This is a genomic window from Flavobacterium seoulense, from assembly GCF_000695795.1.
GTDB classification, from domain to species: Bacteria; Bacteroidota; Bacteroidia; order Flavobacteriales; family Flavobacteriaceae; genus Flavobacterium; species Flavobacterium seoulense.
Genome location: NZ_JNCA01000013.1, coordinates 34,524 through 54,138 on the forward strand (window position 1 = coordinate 34,524; position 19,615 = coordinate 54,138).

A 19,615-nucleotide genomic window follows, 5' to 3' on the forward strand; every position below is an offset into this window, starting at 1 on the left:
TGTTTGATTTAATAATTAAACCCATAATAATTTTGAATTGCTCCACGGTGATCCGTAATTACCTTTGAAGGATAAGGACATAAATAACGTAAAGGAGCGTTTGGCGATACAGCTGAGGCATTATTGTAATTGATAAATCCTCTAAAACTCCATTTTATATCATTGATAGGTTCATAGCTTGCCGTTTCATTATTCAATGAATACCATTTTGTTGCAAATACATGCTCAGTATAACCGGCAGGACGTGCCTGTAAAATTTCGTTAATTCCCTGAATGTCTAAAATAGTTCTCGAAGCATTTTTAGGATCTGGGATATTTTTCCAATAAACACTTCCCGGCACCTGATCTATTCCCGGAACATAAGCACCATTAGCAACGCGTCCCCAATTCAGCATTTTGTAATATTGATTGTAGATAACTTCACCAAATTTATTCCAGCGTGCTAAATCAAATTTTCGCTTACTTTCGCCTCCAAATTCCCATGCACGTTCGTCCATAATTGCCTTAAAGAAAGATTCTGAACTAGTTTTAGAATCCACATAACTTTCTACTTTAACAGACCATTTAGTCTGATCAAATGCTCTGCGACGAACACGTTTTAAACATTCACGAGCATCATCACGCGGACCAAAACGTTCGTTTACTGCTTCGGCATACATTAATAACACATCTGCAAATCGCATCCAGGAATAGTTTACCCCTGTTCCTTTTCCGCTTGTGCTTCCTAATGGATCATCCATGTATAGTTTAGACCATTTGGCTACAGCCAAACGAGCCAAATCTAAACGAATTAATTGATTTAATTTTTCATCATACGAAAATGGAGCACAGGTCATATCGCGGCGTAGATCTTCATTATCAAAAGAATACAAATAAGTTCCTGCCAAACTTAAGTTTCCTGAAGCTCCACCGTAAGGATGACTGCCTTCGGTAATAGGTACTCCAATGTAAAAAGCATATTCTCCCGTAGAGTTTTTTAATAATGGTAATGAAAACAACACATCATCATCAACTGGTGTTTCCCAGTTATTTTGCTTAATCCAAAAATCACGGTAGCTTAATTTTAAATCATGGTGTTTTTCGTCAATTACTTTTCCTAAATATTGAATAGCAATATCATAATACAATTCATGATTAGAACCACGCTGCATCTGTCCTATACTTGCAGGATTATTAGTATCAGGACGTAAAGTCCAGCCACCTCGGGTAAGTGCAAGCAATCCTATTAAACCCTGATTAAAACTTTTAGAAGCACGTTCTACACCATAATCTAATTCGTTGGCATATTTCATCAAAGGTTCTACTGATTTTAAATCATCAATTAAAAATTCAAGAATTTCATTTCTGTCAGTAACACCTACTGCAAAATTCTCACCTCCTGATGACGATTTAGTACGAAATATAACATCTCCCCAAATACGAATCATATCTAAATACACCATCGCACGAAGTGTTTTTACTTCGCCATACAATTGAGTAACATCGGATGGCGTATCTTTACTGGCTGCTTTGTAAATATCAGAGTTTTCGATTCCTTCAATAATATCATTAGACAAATTAATGATCTTATACATTGCATTCCAGGTAGAACTTAATGTGGTCCAATAGGGTTTAGGCTCATAACAAGCCAAATCAGAACCGTTTACATTGACTGTATTTGTTGCAACACCTGACATTTCTACATCAGTATTCATGTTAAAAACAAAAGCAAGACGATTCGAATAAGCATCTTCACTCAACATAAGCGTGTAAACTCCGGCAACAGCAGATTGCATATCTTTCTCGGTCTTAAAAACTTCTTTGGCGGTAAAACCAGTGTCTGGTTGAACATCTAAGTAATCTTCGCAAGCTGTAAAAGACATCGCAAAACTTAAAAGAAGACTATATAATATCTTTTTATTCATTGTTTTATATATTTAATTTGATTAAAATGATAACTGCACTCCAAAAGTGTAATTTCGGGTTCTTGGATAAGCGTTATAATCAATATTAGGTGTTAACCCTCTTTCTAAATTAACCTCCGGATCATAGCCTGAATAGTTCGTCCAAATAAATAAATTAGACCCTGTGGTGTAGAAACGAACTCTGTTGATTCCGAATTTTCTAGTAATATCCTGAGGAATTGTATACCCTATTGTCAGGTTATTTAATCTTAAAAAAGTACCATCCTCAACAGCATAAGACATCGCAATAGGACGACCAATTGAAGTAGGATTCCACATGGTTGCATTTTGATTAAATTGTGCTAACAATTCCGGCTGGTAACGAATTTCGTTCCCCATATCATCATAATTACGCCAACGATTTTCCAAAGAAACTTCCATTCCTAAATTATTCTGATTATTTTGATACCAGTTAGTCATTGAGACTTTATTAGCATTGAAAACATCAAAACCTACTATGAAATTAAAGAAAGCTGATAAATCAAAATTTTTCCAGGTTGTATTTAAACCAAAACCTCCTGAATATTTTGGATTAGTATTACCTATTACTTGTCTATCCTGATCTCCAATCACGAATGTATTTGGATCACTTAAATCAATAGGAGTCAGTTTTTTGAATTTAGCATTTCCAGGGCGTGGAACATCAGATAAGTTTCTTGAATCCGCAATACCTTCTTTTAATTTCCAACTTCTGGTTATAGGATCAAAAGATTCAAAATCATCCATAGTATAGAATCCATCATTGACAAAACCATAAATCAAACCTTTTTGTCCTCCTACACGAGCACGATAATCATCATCATTTAATAACTGAGTTCCTGCCCATCCTGAACTAAGAATCCATTCTTGTTCTCCACTAGCAAGTTTATCAATTCTATTTCTGTTAAATCCTATATTAAAAAGAAGATCCAATTGCCAATCTTTTTTCTGAACAACACTTGCATTAATAGCTAATTCTACTCCTTTGTTGGAAGTTTGACCAACATTTTTCATGATTTTTGTAAAACCGGAGGAACCTGGAATATCTGACGGCACTAATAAATCTTTAACCGTATTCTTATACAACTCGATATTCCCTGTAATTCTATCTTTAAAGAATCCAAAATCAATACCTAAGTTTCGGGTATAGGTTGTTTCCCATTTTACATCAGGATTACTTAAGAAATTAGTATTATAAAAATTATAATAATAATGATCTACTTCTCCCCAGCCCACTGATCTGTTTCTTGATACACCATAATATTTAGCATACAAATCACCACTAATTCTATCATTACCTGCTAATCCATAACTTAAACGTAATTTTAAGTTTGAAATCGTTTTATTGTCTTTTAAGAAATTTTCATTCGAAATTCTCCATGCAAATGCTGCTGCAGGAAATACTCCCCAACGGTTATTGGGACCAAACTTAGTAGAACCATCCGTACGAACTGTAAATGTTGCCAAATACCTGTCGTCAAAACCATAATTCACACGTCCGAAGAAAGAAGAAATTCGGTTAGGAGAACCAGCTGAAGAACCATTTTCATAAGGAGTTCCCAATGCCAGATTATTTAATGCTTTAGGACCTGAAATATCTTCCGGAAAATAACGGCTACGATAATATTTGCTAATATCTTCCTGATTTTTCATCTCCTGACCAAGCATCATTTGAAAATCATGAACAGTTTTTATTTTAAATGAGTAATTCAAGACGTTACTCAATTGCCAACGAGGGCTTTGTCCCATTTCCCAAAGCACAACTGGCTGGTTATTATTGGCATTTGCTGTACCTGTATCAGTACCCCAGAAACGGCCATCTTCACTATATTTATACTCATACCCAAACATGCTTCGCAAACTTAAACCTTGTGCTATATTCCATGTCAATGCCCCTACAGTGTTAAAAGTACGGGTGTTACGTTTGCGGTAATTTTTCTCAGCTTCCTGTATTGGATTAAAACGTACTGTAGGCTGATAATCTTCAGGATCAAAATAAGTATTGTCTACTGGTAAAGTCATATAATCCTCCAAACCAAGTGTAGGCGCCTGACGCAATGCATTAAGCAAACTAACTCCTTCAGTACCGGAACCATCAATAACTTGATTTGTTAAACGTGTTTGAAATTCGAAGGTAAATTTGTCCGATAATCTAGTATTCAACATTAAATTTAGGTTGGTTTGTCTTAGTCCACTACCAATTAATACACCCGGCTGATCCTGATTCACAAGTGCAAACTTATACTTCGTCTGCTCATTTCCACCACTTAAATTAAAATCTGTATATCTAGCAATAGGATTAGAACCAAAAATTTCATCCTGCCAGTCAATCCCTTTATTTCCCTGATAAATGTATAACTCATTGGCACGGCCATAACGATTGAAAAATGCAGTTGGATTAGAATTACGCTGACGCTCGTACTCATATTGCATCATTACAAATTCATACGGATCCATTACATCCATACGATTAGCAAGGGTTTTCATTTGCATATAAGTATTAATATTTACCGAAATTCTACCTGCTTGAGGTTTTTTGGTGGTAACTAAAACAACTCCGTTTGCACCTCGGGCTCCATAAATTGCTGTTGATGCCGCATCTTTTAATACTTCTACCGATTCAATGTCTGTTGGAGGAATGTCATTCAAATTAGCTACCTCAAAACCGTCCACCAAAATTAATGGTGAATTATCCTGCGTGACAGAACCGCCTCCACGAATTCTAATCATGATTTCAGCTCCGGGCGAACCATCAGCCGAAGTAATTTGTACTCCGGGCAATCTTCCTACTAATGCTTCCGCTACTGAAGAAGTAGGTATTTTAGCTAAATCAGCTCCTTTTATACTTGAAATAGCTCCTGTAAGATTTCCTCGTTTTTGAGTACCATAACCAATAACGACTACTTCGTTCAATTCGCTGGTAGATTCTTTCATAGTAACATCAATTCCAGATGTACGTCCTTTAAGAGGAACATTAACATCATTCATTCCGATAAACTTTACTACTAAAACTGCTGTTTTAGGATCACTTACTTTTATCGAAAATTTTCCATCAAGATCTGTGGTCGTGCTTGAGTTTTGGTTTAAAACCATAACCGTTGCAGACGGAATCGACCCCATATTATCTCGTACCACACCGGTTACAGTGGTACGCTCCTGAGCATAACTATTAAGCATTAACAGCAAAGCAGCCATAATGCTCACGATATGTTTTTTTATCGTCATAACTACAATATTTTATTTAGATTTTGTTTTAGGACTTCTTTATTGTCTTGAATTGCTTTTTTTAGCTGTAGCAACGACCCCGTTAATGGTCAATACATAATCCTTAATAATTGGTGTTTCGGGATCATTCAGATTAAAGTCGATACTGCTAACTCCATTAGGTAAAATTTGAAAAGATCCTTCAAATTCTTTGGTTCTGACAATAACCGAATCCTGAGTCATAAAATCGATACGAATACGAACATTATTAGCAGCTTCATCAGTTTGGAATAAAATAAAATCATCCGTGTAATTAACTCCTCCTGTAGTAGTTCTTTTAGTTCTGGAAACAGCTAAATCCTGCTGAATAAATGTTTCATCCACAACTTTATAACCACTGCGCTTTACCTCAACAGTAGTTTTAATAATGGCATAACTTGGGTCAGGCGCTATATCCCTTGATTTTAAACGTAAAATTCCTGATCTGCTTAGAATATTCATAGTAAGCTTATTTTCGAAAGGAGAACTGTAAGGCATTGCTGCCGAAATTTTTACCGGCTGATCAGCAGTAATTAATTGGGGAATAATTAAATCATTTAGATTTACCGGAGATTTGACCATTTGTTCCGGAATATCTGTCGCTACAAATTTGTAAGCTCCATTTTCTAATGCAAAACGGTAATGCGAACTGTAATTAGCAAAAAAATCGCCATTTTCTTTATAAACAAAAATGGGTTTAGTAGAAATACCCGTATTTAAACTCCAAGGTTCGTCATTGAGCTGGATTTCAAAATCCTTAACAACTGATGTATCATATTTTAATACATCATTATCGCAGGCAGTCATCAGTAAAAGAGATGCTGCACCTCCTATAATACAATTTCTTATATTTTTCATACGCTCTGATTTTAAAATTGAATAATCTTAAAAATCACGCTCGCATGCATAACAATAGTACCGAAAGTTGTCGATACCATTTTTTGTGTATTACTTCCAAATTTCAAACTGAGCATTTTTCCTCCTTCATTTTCTGATACTGGAGACAATACCGTTGCTTTTTTCATTTGACAGCAAGACACTATGATTATCCCCACAAGTAGTAGTAGGACAAAAGTGTTACTTTTTTCCATAAGCTTAATAATTTAATAATGATTAGTTAGTTAATAGTTAGCCTTAAAAAGACTATTGGTTCGGATGTAAAACTAGATATAGGAAATCTTAATCCGGGAGATAAATTGCTTTTAGAGGTAGGTGATATTACTAATCAGGTTGAAAAACTTTTTTACCCTGTGTCAATGGTAGAAAAATTGATAAAATACAGGGTACATTTATCTAAATAATCAATAAAACCGATTTAAACGAAAGTAAAAAACACAATCAAAATATTTAAAATCAACACTTTACACACAAACAAACCTATAATTCATTAGCTTATATAAAATCTTAAATAAAAGTTAACAAAATCAGTATTATTATACTTACATCTCTGTAAAAAATTACTTTTTTGTATTTAATTTGAATGAAAAGAGTATAAAAAAAATCCACAAATAAGAACAAACAGCTGTGTCTGTTCTTATTTATGAATCCTGAAAAAAAGTATAAAATCAATAATTTAATCTAACGATAAAGACGACGGTATTCGGCAGGTGTATAGTTGAATTTAGCTTTAAAACATTTTCCAAAATATTTCAAATCACTAAATCCAACCTCAAAACAAATTTCCTTTATTAGTAAATCTTCTTTTTTAAGCATTTCAGCAGCTTCATTCAACCGTATATCACGAATAAATACAACGGGAGAAACTCCAGTTAAATCCTTAAGTTTATTAAAAAAACTGGCGCGCGACATACACATTAATTTTCCTAATTCTTCTACTGAAAAATCGGTTTTAGAAACATTGTCTTTTACCAATTTAATTACCTGAAACATAAATTTATGGTCCTGATTAGAAATTTGTAGTGGTTCATCGCCTGGAATTTCAGAAATAGTACCACTAGAATACAACATTTGAAGTCGTTTGCGCTGCTCTAAAATGTTTTTGACTCTCGCTTTTAAATAACTCACATTAAAAGGTTTGTCTATATATTCATCAGCACCATATTCCATTCCTTCTAATTTAGATTCTATAGCCGTTTTGGCACTCAATAAAATTACCGGAATGTGGCTTGTAGCAATATTATTTCTAATTAATTTAAGCATTTCAATACCATCCATCTGAGGCATCATAATATCACTGATAATAAAATCAGGATTCAAACTTGCTGCTTTTAAATGCCCGTCAATACCATTTTCGGCAACATGAATTTTATATTCTTTTTCTAAAACAGAAACTATAAACTCTCTCAATTCCGGATCATCTTCGACAACCAAACCTACTGTTTTTCCTTTTTTAATTTCTTCTGATAAAGTTGGAGTAACTTCATTTTCGGTTTCTGAAGCATCCGTTTCTAAATAATCCTCAAATTCTTCAAATACAATATCAACATCTTCAGTAAAATGAGAATATCCTTTTAAGAAACTTAACTCGAAAGTACTTCCCTTTCCAACCTCACTATTTATCGTAACCGTAGCTCCATGTTTATCAGCCAAATCTTTTACAATCGAAAGACCAATTCCGGTACTTGGATTATTAGGATTTTCATTGTAATTAGAAAAACGAACAAACAAACGTTTTTGGATAACAGGATTAATTCCGGGTCCATTATCACTTACTTTTAATACAATCTGATTTTCTGATTCTTCGATAATTATTTGAATTATATCTCCTTTATGGCAATACTTAAAAGCATTTGAAATTAAATTGACTAAAATTTTATCCAAACTATCCGGATCAGCCCATATAACTGGATTTTTAACGATCGAATTTACTTCTAAACGTATTTTATTTTGTAAACTTATTTCTCTAAAATTATCTACAATTTTAGCAGCAAATTCATTTAAATCAATCGCTTTTACTTCTAATTTTCGATTTTCGATTCTCTTTAAATCTAAAATCTGGTTTACCAAATTCAGTAATCGATTACTGTTTTTCTCAATACCCTGAAGTTGTACTTTTACTGAATCCTGAATCTCATCATCAGTAAGCATTTTTTCTAAAGGAGCTGTAATCATAGTAAGCGGAGTACGTATTTCATGCGAAATATCAGTAAAAAACTTCATCTTTAATTCAGATACCTGTTTTTCAATCTGAACATCATTTCGTAATTTTATAATGGTCGAAAATGTACGTCGGATGAATTTAAAAAGTGCTATTGCCAGCAGTGCATAAATGATTAATGCCAGATTTGTCCACCAAATCGAAGGAAGAATCGTAATTTCGATACTTCTTTGATTATCAACCCATAAATTATGACTATTAGTCGAAGAGATTAAAAGAGTGTATTTTCCTCGGCTCAAATTGGTATAATTAATAGATTGTCCGCCTTTAATGTAATTCCATCCTTTGTCAATTCCTTCCAGTTTATAACGATAAACGATATTTTCATTCTTCACATAATCCAAAGCTGAAAACTGAACTCTGAAAAAATTTTGATCATGTTCCAGACGAACTTCTTGTAATAAATCAGGATTACTTGGCGTTTCAGGATTTATCTCATGTAGTTCTTTGTTATTTACCGAAAAACCAGTTATTGCTAAATAGGGTTTATACTGAAAAGGCTTAATTTTTTCGGGATTAAAAATCACAGCACCATTTGAATACCCCACTACAATTTCTCCGCTAAGAAGACGGGATTTAGTTGCTTCAGAAAATATTTCATTGCCTATAAGCGATTTTAATTCCGGAAAAGTCTCATAAGTCTTTTTATCAGTATCAAATCGTACAATTTGATTGCTGCCCATCAACCATATTTTCCCTTGTTTATCCTCCTGCATGGCCACAACACCATCAATAGGAAAACCTATTTGTTCCTCTTCAAAATATTGAAATTCCAGTTTTTCTTTTTTATTTAAATCGGCCAATAAAACTCCTTTTCCATTAGTTCCCAAAGCCAATTTATTATTTGAAGTCACTAAAATATCCAAAATATCATTTCCTGAAACCTGATCAAATTCTTTAAAAACTACTTTAGTTGTCGATGACTTGTTATCAAAGAAAGAGAATAATTTATACGATGAAATAAAAAACAATTGCTGATTTTTACTTTCTACAATAGAGCGAACTCTGTCTGCCGATTTTATTGGATAATTTTTCCATTCATTTCTATAATTAATAAAATGAATTCCCTTATTCGATTCCCTGACTGCGTTTACTCCTCCTCCCCAGGTTGCAATGTAAATTTTACCTGAACCAGACTGAAAAATTCTATAAATATCATCAGAACTAATACTGTAGCGATTAGATTCATCATACTTGTAATGAATCACTTTATAATGAAACGGCTTCAAAGTTGGGAATAAACAAAACAATCCATTACCGCGTGTACCTACCCAAATTCTGCCTCTATTATCCTGTAGCATGTGGTAAATGTCAGCTCCCCAGCCGGGACTATTTGCCGACAAACTACCGTCAGCCCCCAGCATTCCTATCTTTCTTTTTTTAGAATCGAATAATGTAATCTTATCGGTACGACTGGCAAGCCAGAGATTACCACTTTTATCAGTCATCAATCCTCTTACATTATTTTTTTTCCTGCCTGAGGATAAATCTAATTTTAGCTTTGAAAATTTCTGCTTATTAAATGTTATTAAATCAAGTCCTTGTCTATAGGAGCAAAACCATAAATTTCCTAGTCGATCAAATGCAGCAGCGTGCATCACATCAGAAACAACATCTCTGGATTCATCTATAGTATGTGCTATCGAAAGTAATTTATCCTGTTTTTGATCCCAATAAGCCAAAGCTCCATCCCTCGGCTGTACCCAAACATTTCCATCTGGAGCAGTAATTAAAAATGTTTTTCTCGATACTCCTATCGCCGCCGGATCACTCGTATCTGTTTGCAAATGTTTTAACTTTCCAGTAACTAAATCAAATCGATATACCCCCGGAGCATTAGTTTCAAACCAAAAATATTGGGAATGCGTTAATCCTAAATACTTAATATTTGAGTCAGGAAATCCTGCTAAGGTTTTGCTATTGTATGCATCTATTTTTGCGGTTTTAATATCATAATAGCAAATTCCTTGTGTTTTTGTGGTAATAAGAACTTTACCACCTTTAACATATTCAATTCTATTGATATCGGCATTTATACTTAACTGAACATCAAAAAAAGTACTCGATTGCTTAGAATAACGTGTTAGTTTACCACCAACACCTGCAAACCACAACTCTTCTTTTATTTCCATCACCGAATTATAAGAATACGGTTTTCCCGAAGGTCTTGTCATATTAAAAAAGAAATATTCCGCTGCGGTGGCATTCTTTTTTAACTTACAAATACCTTTGGTAGTTAAAAACCAAGTAGTTCCGGTAGCATCTTCATAGACATCCTTAAATTTAGCTCCATTTAATTTTGTCTTATCAAAAGAGATTTCTTTTAATTTTTTATCCGTTTCAACAGCTACAGCAACATTTTTATCTTCTGAAAATAACCATACTCTTCCGGAAGACATTAACCTGAATTGTTTGAATGAAGTATTCGAATATTTTTTAGAATCAATTTCTAAAGGAGAATGATAGTTTAGAGTCTGAGTGTCAAAATAATAAATTTCATCTTGTTCTGACTTGATCCAAATGCGTCCGTTTTTATCAAATTTAAAACCAGAAACTCTATTCGATAATAAATTTAATTTTCCTCTTTGCAGTACTTCAAAATTTTGAAAAGTAGTTCCATCATACCTGATTAAACCTATATAAGTTCCTAACCAAATAAACCCTTTTTCATCCTGTTGAATATCAAGAATACGTGACTGACTTAATTTTGCATCATAAGTAAAACGTTTTAAAACGCCTACAGGCTGTGCAAAACTCAGGGTAAAAATGAAGTAGAAAAAAATGATTATAAAATTTCTTTTCAAAATATATACTTTTAAAAACCGTACTAATTACAAAAGTATCAAAATTCATCAGCCGTCCTAGATTTGTAGGCCTTCCTAGCAAAATACCCCTACTTAAATAGCATTTTTTCTCCCTTTTGAATAGATTTTGAACCAAAGAAATAAACACCAAGCGTTACCTCCTACTTCAAATAGCAATTTAGCCCAAACAAATAAAACTTTAGCCAGTAATTTTGCTTGACTTCAAATCAGAAAATAAAATCTTTTATGAATCAATTAATTAAATCGAATAATATTAACAATCAAATGAAAAATAACGAATAAATGTGCGTAAATTCCAACGCTGATATGCTATTTACAAATGACCTCTAAAAAAATTATATATACCAATCTATGAAAAGAATAAACTCATTAGTGTTTTTTATAAACCTAATAACCGTAACCACCTTTGCACAGCAAGATTTTAAATTTACAAATCCTGCATTATCTATTGAGCAACGAGTTGATGATCTAGTTTCCAGAATGACTGTAGACGAAAAAATTAGTCAATTAATGGATTCTTCTCCTGCAATAGAACGTTTGGGCGTACCTGAATACAACTGGTGGAACGAATCCTTACATGGAGTTGCAAGAGCTGGCTATGCTACCGTTTTTCCGCAATCTATTTCTATTGCTTCTTCCTGGGATCGCCAATTGATTTTTGATGTTGCCAATGTTATTTCTGACGAAGCCCGTGCTAAAAACAACGAATATTTAAGAAGAGGACAACACGGAATGTATCAGGGATTAACATTCTGGTCGCCTAATGTCAATATTTTCCGTGATCCGCGTTGGGGTCGTGGTCATGAAACTTATGGTGAAGATCCTTACCTTACCAGTCAATTAGGACTTAACTACGTTAATGGACTTCAGGGAACTGATTCCAAATACCTAAAAGTTGTGGCTACAGCTAAGCATTACGCTGTACATTCAGGGCCTGAACCATCACGACATGAATTTAATGCTGAAACTAGCAATATTGACCTTTACGAAACTTATCTTCCTGCATTCCGTACATTAGTAAAAGAAGGAAATGTATATTCGGTAATGGGAGCTTATAACCGTTTTAGAGGAGAATCAGCAAGTGCAAGTCCGTTTTTATTTAATATTCTTCGAAAAGACTGGGGATTTAATGGTTATATCGTTTCTGATTGTGGAGCTGTAGTTGATATCTGGAAATACCATAAAATTACTCCCGATGCAGCATCAGCTTCGGCATTGGCAGTAAAAACAGGATTGGATTTAGAATGCGGAAGCAATTATAAATCATTAAAAGAAGCATTAAATAAAAAGTTACTATCTGAATCTGATATTGACATCACATTAAAACGTTTATTTACTGCCCGATTTAAACTGGGTATGTTTGATCCGGTCGAAATGGTGTCTTATGCCCAAATTCCTTTTTCGGTAAACAATAATGCTGCCCATGATTATTTAGCGCGAGTAGCTTCTCAAAAAAGTATTGTTCTTTTGAAAAATCAAAATCAAACACTGCCTCTTTCTAAAGAAATTAAAACTGTTGCTGTTATAGGTCCAAATGCTAATGATGTTCAGTCTTTATGGGGAAATTACAGCGGAATTCCAAGTAACCCGGTAACTGTTCTAAAAGGTATCCAAAATAAATTAGAACCAAATGCAAAAGTTTTGTATGCCAAAGGTACTGATCTTGCTAAAGGAGTTCCTGAAATGAAAGTAATTCCATCTGTTAATTTTCAAAACGAAAACGGTACACAAGGATTAACTGCCGAATATTTTGCCAATACTAAATGGGAAGGAAAACCTCTTTTTACACGTATCGATGACAATGTCGATTTTCACTGGGATATTAACACACCAGATCCTCGATTGAAAATGGGTAATTACAGTGTGAAATGGAATGGTTATCTTGTGGTTCAAAAAACAGGAACTTATTCTATTTCAGAATGGTCAAAACCTTTTATGACTGTCGAAATTGAAGGCGGAAAAAATACTGGTGGAAAAAATAACCATCATCCACGCATTAGAGCACAAAAAGTAGAATTAGAAGCCGGAAAAAAATATAAAATTGAAGTAAAATACCAGAATTTTTATGGCGATGCAATAGCGCAATTATTATGGTCTGAACCTCAGGAAAATTTATTGCAGGAAGCTACTCAGGTAGCCAATCAAGCCGATGCAATTGTTCTGGTATTAGGTTTAAATGAACGTTTAGAAGGCGAAGAAATGAAAGTAGAAGCTGATGGTTTTGATGGTGGAGACCGCACCAGCTTAAATCTGCCTTCTAACCAGGAAGAATTAATGAAAGCGATGGTAGCCACAGGAAAACCTGTAACCTTAGTTTTAATTAACGGAAGTGCACTTTCAATCAACTGGGCAAATGATAATGTTCCCGCTATTTTAACTGCCGGTTATCCTGGTCAGCAAGGAGGAAATGCCATTGCCGATGTCCTTTTTGGCGATTACAATCCTGCGGGTCGTTTACCGGTTACTTATTATAAATCTGTCGATCAGCTTCCTGATTTTGAAAATTATGACATGAAAGGTCGTACGTATCGTTATTTCGATAAAAAACCATTGTATCCTTTTGGATTTGGTTTAAGCTACACCAAATTCAAATACAGTAATATTCAGATTCCAACTAATATTACTACTGAAAAAGATTTTGAAGTAACTGTTGATGTAACAAATGCAGGTGATCGTGACGGTGATGAAGTGGTTGAATTATACTTAAAAGACGAGAAAGCTTCTACTCCACGTCCAATATGGCAATTAGAAGGTTTTGAGCGTATTCATTTGAAAAAAGGAGAAACAAAAACGGTAAATTTCAAGATTACACCTAGACAACTTTCGATGATTAATAAAAAAGACCAGCGCGTTATTGAATCAGGATGGTTTACAATTGCTGTTGGCGGTAAATTACCTGACGGATCAACCGATATTCAAAGTGGCCGATTTAAAATTAATACCGGATCAACTTTATCTGATAAATAAACAAATAAGGGACTTCAATTAAATGAAGTCCCTTTTTTATAATACATGAATCGTTAATTATAAATAATTATTCGATTCTATATAAGTTTTAAAATTCATAATATCATCCTTAATTAATTTTTCAAAATAAGGATTCAAAAATTTTGCAGCTGCTTCACCGGCAACTCCCAGTGGAGCGTGATAAGAAATAGTGATGTCTATTTCGGTAGTTTTTCCTATTGGTTTAAAAACAACTTTTCCAGTGTTTTCAATAGTTGAATCAGCAAGCGATTGCCAGCTTAACATTTGATTTTCTTCATCTTTAATTATTCTGGCTTTCCATGATAATTTTCCAATTCCTGCCGGACCTTTGGCAGTCCATTCTGAAAGCTTTGAATCTATCGTTTTTACTGATTCCAGATGGTTCATAAATCTTGGTAAGTTTTCTAGATTACGCCAAAAACCATACACTTCGTTAACTGGTTTATTAATTAAACTATTGATACGAATATTTACATTAGATGTTTTATCATTTTTAAGATGATCAACCGCATCATAAACCGGGCAATAACCTGAAACACCTCTAAGCAGCATTGCGCTTCCTGAGGTTATTTTTCCGGCGCATTTTTCTTCTTTTGAAATTCCTTTGTATAATAGATAAGCGCCAGCTGTAATCATTGCAATCCTTTCCAGTTTTGATACATTGGTTTTTAAGCCTAACATATTGTGGTGTTGTGTCGGTGAGAATGTTCTTGTTTCCATAATTTCTTTTTTTAATATTCGAATAAAAGTTTGACTAATCTATGTTCCAAATCTATAAGTCCAATTAACCTTTATTTTATAGAATTAAGCAGTTTAATTACATAATTATCAGATTGTAATTAATTGACTGGTATATAAATAACCATTGTGGTACCCGAATTTATTTCGCTAATTCCTTTAATAAAACCACGATGATTTGCTACTATTTTTTGTGCCAATGTAAGTCCGAGGCCACTGCCTTTATAGTTACTTGTAGTATTCAATCGATAAAAAGGTTCAAAAATTCTGGATTCAAAACATTTTTCGAAACCAATTCCATTATCGCTAACACAAATTTTTACATAATTCGTATCTGGATTACCTCCCATTTCTGCAATTTCTTTACTACAAGGCTGTTCGGTTTGAATTTTTATTTCTGGCACAACATCTTTTTTAGAATACCTAATTGCATTGGTTATTAAGTTGGCAAACAATTGTTGGATTTGGTTTGGAATCACATTCAATTCAGGAAATGGTGCAACAGAAACAACTGCGTTTTTCTCGGAAATAGCATCTTTTAGATCACGAATACTTTTTTTCAAAAGTGTATTTAAATCGGTCTTTTTATATTCTTTTTCAAGATAATTCACTCTCGAATAATTAATAAGGTCATTGATAAGCTGCGTCATATTTAGAATCAGACTTTGCACGCGCTCTAAATCATGCCTGCTGGATTCACTGATATTTTTTTCGTTTTCAACAATTCTTTTGCAAAACATGTGAATTTTTCGAAGAGGTTCTTCTAGATAGTGAGTAGCCGAAGATGTAAATGCTTCTAATTGTTTGTTTTGTTTTTCTAATTCTACTTTTTTCATATTCAACAGCTCATTAGCATCGACTAAACTGCTAATATCATTGAAGGTTAGGAGAACTAAATTGGGTGAATTTTGTATCTGACGTGCATTTACCAGCAATGTTTTTTTACCAACACTGGCACAAGTCATATCAACTCTAAAGTTTTCAATAATTTCTTCATTATTGATTACTCTTTTAATTTGCTCTTTAAAGTCTGAAATGTTCCATTGTGCGTTTTCTATTTCAAAAAACAGATGATTCTCTATCTCTTCATCGGTTGTTTTAAAATACTTGAAAAACGCCGGATTAGCACTTTTTACAACACACTCTTTATCAATTACTAATAATGGTTCGTGAATAGTTTTAATAATCGATTCTGAATAATACTGTATGTTTACCAATTGTTTTTGGTACTCCTGAAGCTCATCATTTACACACAACAATTCTTCATTATTAGATTTTAATTCCTGAGTTGCGAGTTCTAATTTATCATCTATTTTATGAATTTCAACTGATTCAGTTACGTCTTCATTAAGCTTAATAGTTGCTCGTAACTGTGATAATTCTTTCTCTAACTCATCAATTCTATTTTGAGTTTGAATTTTTTTAGCTGCTTCATTTTCGAATGAATTGCTTTTTGCAGTTTGTATTACATCTGAAGAAAAGTAACCTGAAACAATCTTTCGGGCAAAAATACTTTGCTGATTTTGTTTATTTTCAAATAAATACGAAGCCTTATTTACAGTTTCTGAATTTCCCAGAAGCAGCAATCCATTTTGTTTTAGTGAATAATGAAAAGAAGCCAATACTTTATTTTGTAAAACAGCTTTAAAATGCAGTAATACATTGCGACAGCTTATTAAATCGATTTTTGCAAATGGAGGATCTTTTACAAGATTATGAACTGCAAAAATACACTTGTCACGAATTATTTTTTTAACATGGTATTGTCCATTATTTTTAGAGAAATATTTTTGCAATCGCTCTTTCGAAATGTGCTGCACATCATAAGTAGAATAAAGAGCTGCTCTGGCTTTTGCAATACTTTTTTCGGAAAGATCAGAAGCAATAATTTGGAATTTTAAGTCTTCATTATTCGTTTGCAATAAATACTCATGCATACAAATTGCCAGCGAATACGCTTCTTCTCCAGTTGCACAGCCTGCGACCCAAATACGTAAAGCTGCATTAGTTTTATTTTCTGTTAATGACGGGAAAACACTAGTATTCAAATTGTCAAAAAAATGACGGTCTCTAAAAAAGTAACTTGCAGTAATTAATAAATCATCATGCAATATTTGCTGTTCTTTTTTATTATTTTGAATTAAACTGTAGTAACTTTCTAAAGTATCTTTTTGCATTATTACCATTCTTATGGCAATACGACGCCTAATAGTTGCTTGCTTATAATTACTGAAATCGTTTCCTGTTTTAAATAAAATAAGCTGAACAATCTTAGTGTAGATTTCTTGTTGATCCTTAGGTAAATGCTCTTCTTCATTATAAGCCAGGTTGAGAATGAATTTTTCCTTAATTTGTAATAATTCGGCAGGAACATCATCTGGTTTTACTACAATATCGGCATCATAAATATCAATAACGGTTTGTGAAATACCTTTGTATTCTGCTGTTTCCGGATTTTGTAATAAGGTAACTCCTCCTAACTCTTTAATTTTTTTAAATCCCAATATGCCATCTAAAATAGTATCTGAAAGTAACATTATGCCTGTAAAATAACTTTTATAAACCTTAGCAAGTGATTCAAAAAAGAGATCAACAGTATTGTTTTGTCTTTCGTTACGTGTATTTCTTTTTAATTGTAACACACCGTCCATTATGGTAAGTGTATTATTTTCAGGCATGATATAAATATTATTAGGTTCTAAATTTATTTCATGTATAATTTCGTGAACAGGAATCTGGGCATATTGTGCTATTATTTCGGATAGGTTGTTTGAAAAATTTGCAGAAAAATACGGCGAAATAATATAAGCCATTCCAGAATTTTGAGCAATTCCTGAAACTATTTTGTTTATAATATCTAATCCTCCCGCAACTGTAGCTATACCTACAACAGGGAAATTTAAAATATTTTCTTGTATGTTTTCTATATTAGGGACAGTCATAATCAATTTTATATCTTGATATCTATATCTAATTTTTTTCTCTCAACAAAAAAACCGCTTGGTATTAAGCGGCCTTTTCTATTTTAATAAAGTGATTAAAATATACGTGGATCTTTAGGATCTGTGTTATCAAAATCATCTTCATTAAGATCATCTTCGTTAAAATCATTTTCTTCGAAATCATCTCTATCAATATCTTCTTCGTCAAGATCGGTTTCTTCAAAATCATCTTTAACAAAATCGTCATCGTTTTCCAGAGGACCTTCCTCATCATCAATAGGGTCTTCTTCGTCAATTCCGTGTTCATCGTCAAGACTATCATTATTATCATAATCGTCTTCATCTATTAAACGTTGATTGATGCGTTCCTCTTCTTCATTCGTTAATGAATTGTCTACCGGATTTACATCTAAATCGTCTTCTCTGTATTGGTTTCTTTCATTTTGAGAATACTGATCATCCTGATTGTAGTTCTCTCTTTCGTCTATATTCATAATAATAAGTTTTAAAAGATTATTTTTAGAATTTATAATGGTAAATATATTTTTTAAAAGGGCCTGTATTTTATATAATATTGATATCTAATTATATAATTACCATTTGAAAGAGATTTATGCTTTTTGCTTAGCCCAAAAAAGTGTATCCAACCTTCTGGCAGAATGTACTTTATCAGGATGAATCGTAGGTGTATATTTTCCAGCTTTATAATTGATATCAAGAATTTCAGCTTTTGGTTCTCTTAGATTGAGCTCTTTATGATGAATATCATAACGATACGTTTCTTCATTAAAATTTTTATATAATGAATGTCTTTCTGTCAGCCATAAATCCAAAGCTGATTTTTCAATAGTAGAAGCTTTACTACTGTCGACCATTGTAAAATGAGAATCTGATTTTTTATTGTCAGATTTTAAACAATGTAATGTTCTTTTTATTTGCGATTTCTGATAAGGTAAGCCCGTAAAAATGCGTGTTAACAAAACTTCTCTAAACTTATCTGTTTCAATAGAGAATAAATAAATACCTGGAATTCCGTCTTTAACAACATAGGTTCTAAGATTTATTTCATGAAAATTAGAGATTCCGGGAAAAGGAGGCAAATTGCGAAGTCGCATATTCTTTACTTCAAAAGCTACGAGAGATACCCATGCTGTATTATCTATCATATCCAGTTCCATTCCTTCAGGAATATATTTTTCTAACAAACTTTTAGGCACACGCCAATGAAAAAATAAAATATTATGCCATTCCTGAGAATATTTCCATTTTTTTTCAGGAAGTGGATATTGCCTGTTTGATGTATGTGCAAGAATTAGATTTGTATTTTTCATTTCTATCATTTTTAAAACATAAACGGATAAGCAGCCATAATTAAATAAGCGATAATGATTATACTCATTATAAAAATGACTACAGTTAAAACAGTTAACATCAATGTAGAATACAAATATTTACCTTGCTGTAACAATTTATAAGTTTGTCGATACTTCCAGTAAGACAAAAAAATCATAAGAGCTCCAGTAATTACTAAAGCAATTCCAATAAAAATGGTAAATCCGTTTTTAGGAATATTGGCATCCTGAAAAAAACTTGCCGGTAATTTATTGACAACTAATGAAAACTTAACGAGTACAAATCCAAATACCATAATTCCGATGCCTGTGCGAATCCAGGACAGAAAAGTTCTTTCATTTGCCAGATGCTCATTAACCATAGGTTTATTATCTATATCCATATTTGTAAATGAATTATTTAATCACTTAAAAACAAGCCAAAATAAATTTGGAATGCTTACAAATTTAAACTCTCTTGCTGTAGATACTTTATACAATTCCATCT

10 protein-coding genes are annotated in these 19,615 nt (G+C 33.0%); 1 reads left to right on the top strand and 9 read right to left on the bottom strand.

Annotated elements, in window-relative coordinates:
- Positions 1–8 precede the first annotated feature (8 nt).
- The 4 genes from FEM21_RS06615 to FEM21_RS06630 form a co-directional block, all read right to left on the bottom strand.
- Positions 9–1,904, bottom strand: a complete 1,896-nt coding sequence (locus FEM21_RS06615) for a RagB/SusD family nutrient uptake outer membrane protein (protein WP_035659041.1) — start codon at positions 1,902–1,904, stop codon at positions 9–11.
- Between the two features lie 21 nt (positions 1,905–1,925).
- Positions 1,926–5,147 carry a SusC/RagA family TonB-linked outer membrane protein gene (locus tag FEM21_RS06620; protein WP_201448280.1) on the bottom strand — a complete coding sequence of 1,074 codons (3,222 nt, stop codon included), beginning with the start codon at positions 5,145–5,147 and terminating at the stop codon, positions 1,926–1,928.
- Between the two features lie 39 nt (positions 5,148–5,186).
- Positions 5,187–6,023 (bottom strand): hypothetical protein, encoded by an 837-nt coding sequence (locus tag FEM21_RS06625; protein ID WP_051627518.1) that lies wholly within the window; start codon positions 6,021–6,023, stop codon positions 5,187–5,189.
- Between the two features lie 720 nt (positions 6,024–6,743).
- Positions 6,744–11,087 (bottom strand): hybrid sensor histidine kinase/response regulator transcription factor, encoded by a 4,344-nt coding sequence (locus FEM21_RS06630; protein ID WP_035659042.1) that lies wholly within the window; start codon positions 11,085–11,087, stop codon positions 6,744–6,746.
- Positions 11,088–11,459: 372 nt separating this feature from the next.
- Here FEM21_RS06630 and FEM21_RS06635 point away from each other — a divergent pair, with 372 nt between their 5' ends.
- Positions 11,460–14,075: a beta-glucosidase gene (locus FEM21_RS06635; protein WP_035659043.1), complete on the top strand. Its 2,616-nt coding sequence runs from the start codon at positions 11,460–11,462 to the stop codon at positions 14,073–14,075.
- A gap of 57 nt (positions 14,076–14,132) precedes the next feature.
- Here FEM21_RS06635 and FEM21_RS06640 read toward each other — a convergent pair whose 3' ends face one another.
- The 5 genes from FEM21_RS06640 to FEM21_RS06660 form a co-directional block, all read right to left on the bottom strand.
- The gene (locus FEM21_RS06640; protein ID WP_035659045.1) at positions 14,133–14,816 is read right to left on the bottom strand and encodes an SRPBCC family protein; all 684 of its coding nucleotides are present in this window, start codon (positions 14,814–14,816) and stop codon (positions 14,133–14,135) included.
- A gap of 119 nt (positions 14,817–14,935) precedes the next feature.
- On the bottom strand, positions 14,936–17,776 hold the full coding sequence (locus FEM21_RS06645) for a CheR family methyltransferase (protein ID WP_035659046.1): 2,841 nt from the start codon (positions 17,774–17,776) through the stop codon (positions 14,936–14,938).
- Positions 17,777–17,871: 95 nt separating this feature from the next.
- On the bottom strand, positions 17,872–18,270 hold the full coding sequence (locus FEM21_RS16190; RefSeq protein ID WP_051627519.1) for a hypothetical protein: 399 nt from the start codon (positions 18,268–18,270) through the stop codon (positions 17,872–17,874).
- Positions 18,271–18,387: 117 nt separating this feature from the next.
- Entirely contained in the window at positions 18,388–19,107 is a 720-nt protein-coding gene (locus FEM21_RS06655) for a YqjF family protein (RefSeq protein WP_035659154.1), read from the bottom strand.
- Positions 19,108–19,118: 11 nt separating this feature from the next.
- Complete coding sequence (locus tag FEM21_RS06660; protein WP_035659047.1) at positions 19,119–19,511, bottom strand: YidH family protein; 393 nt, start codon at positions 19,509–19,511, stop codon at positions 19,119–19,121.
- Positions 19,512–19,615 lie beyond the last annotated feature (104 nt).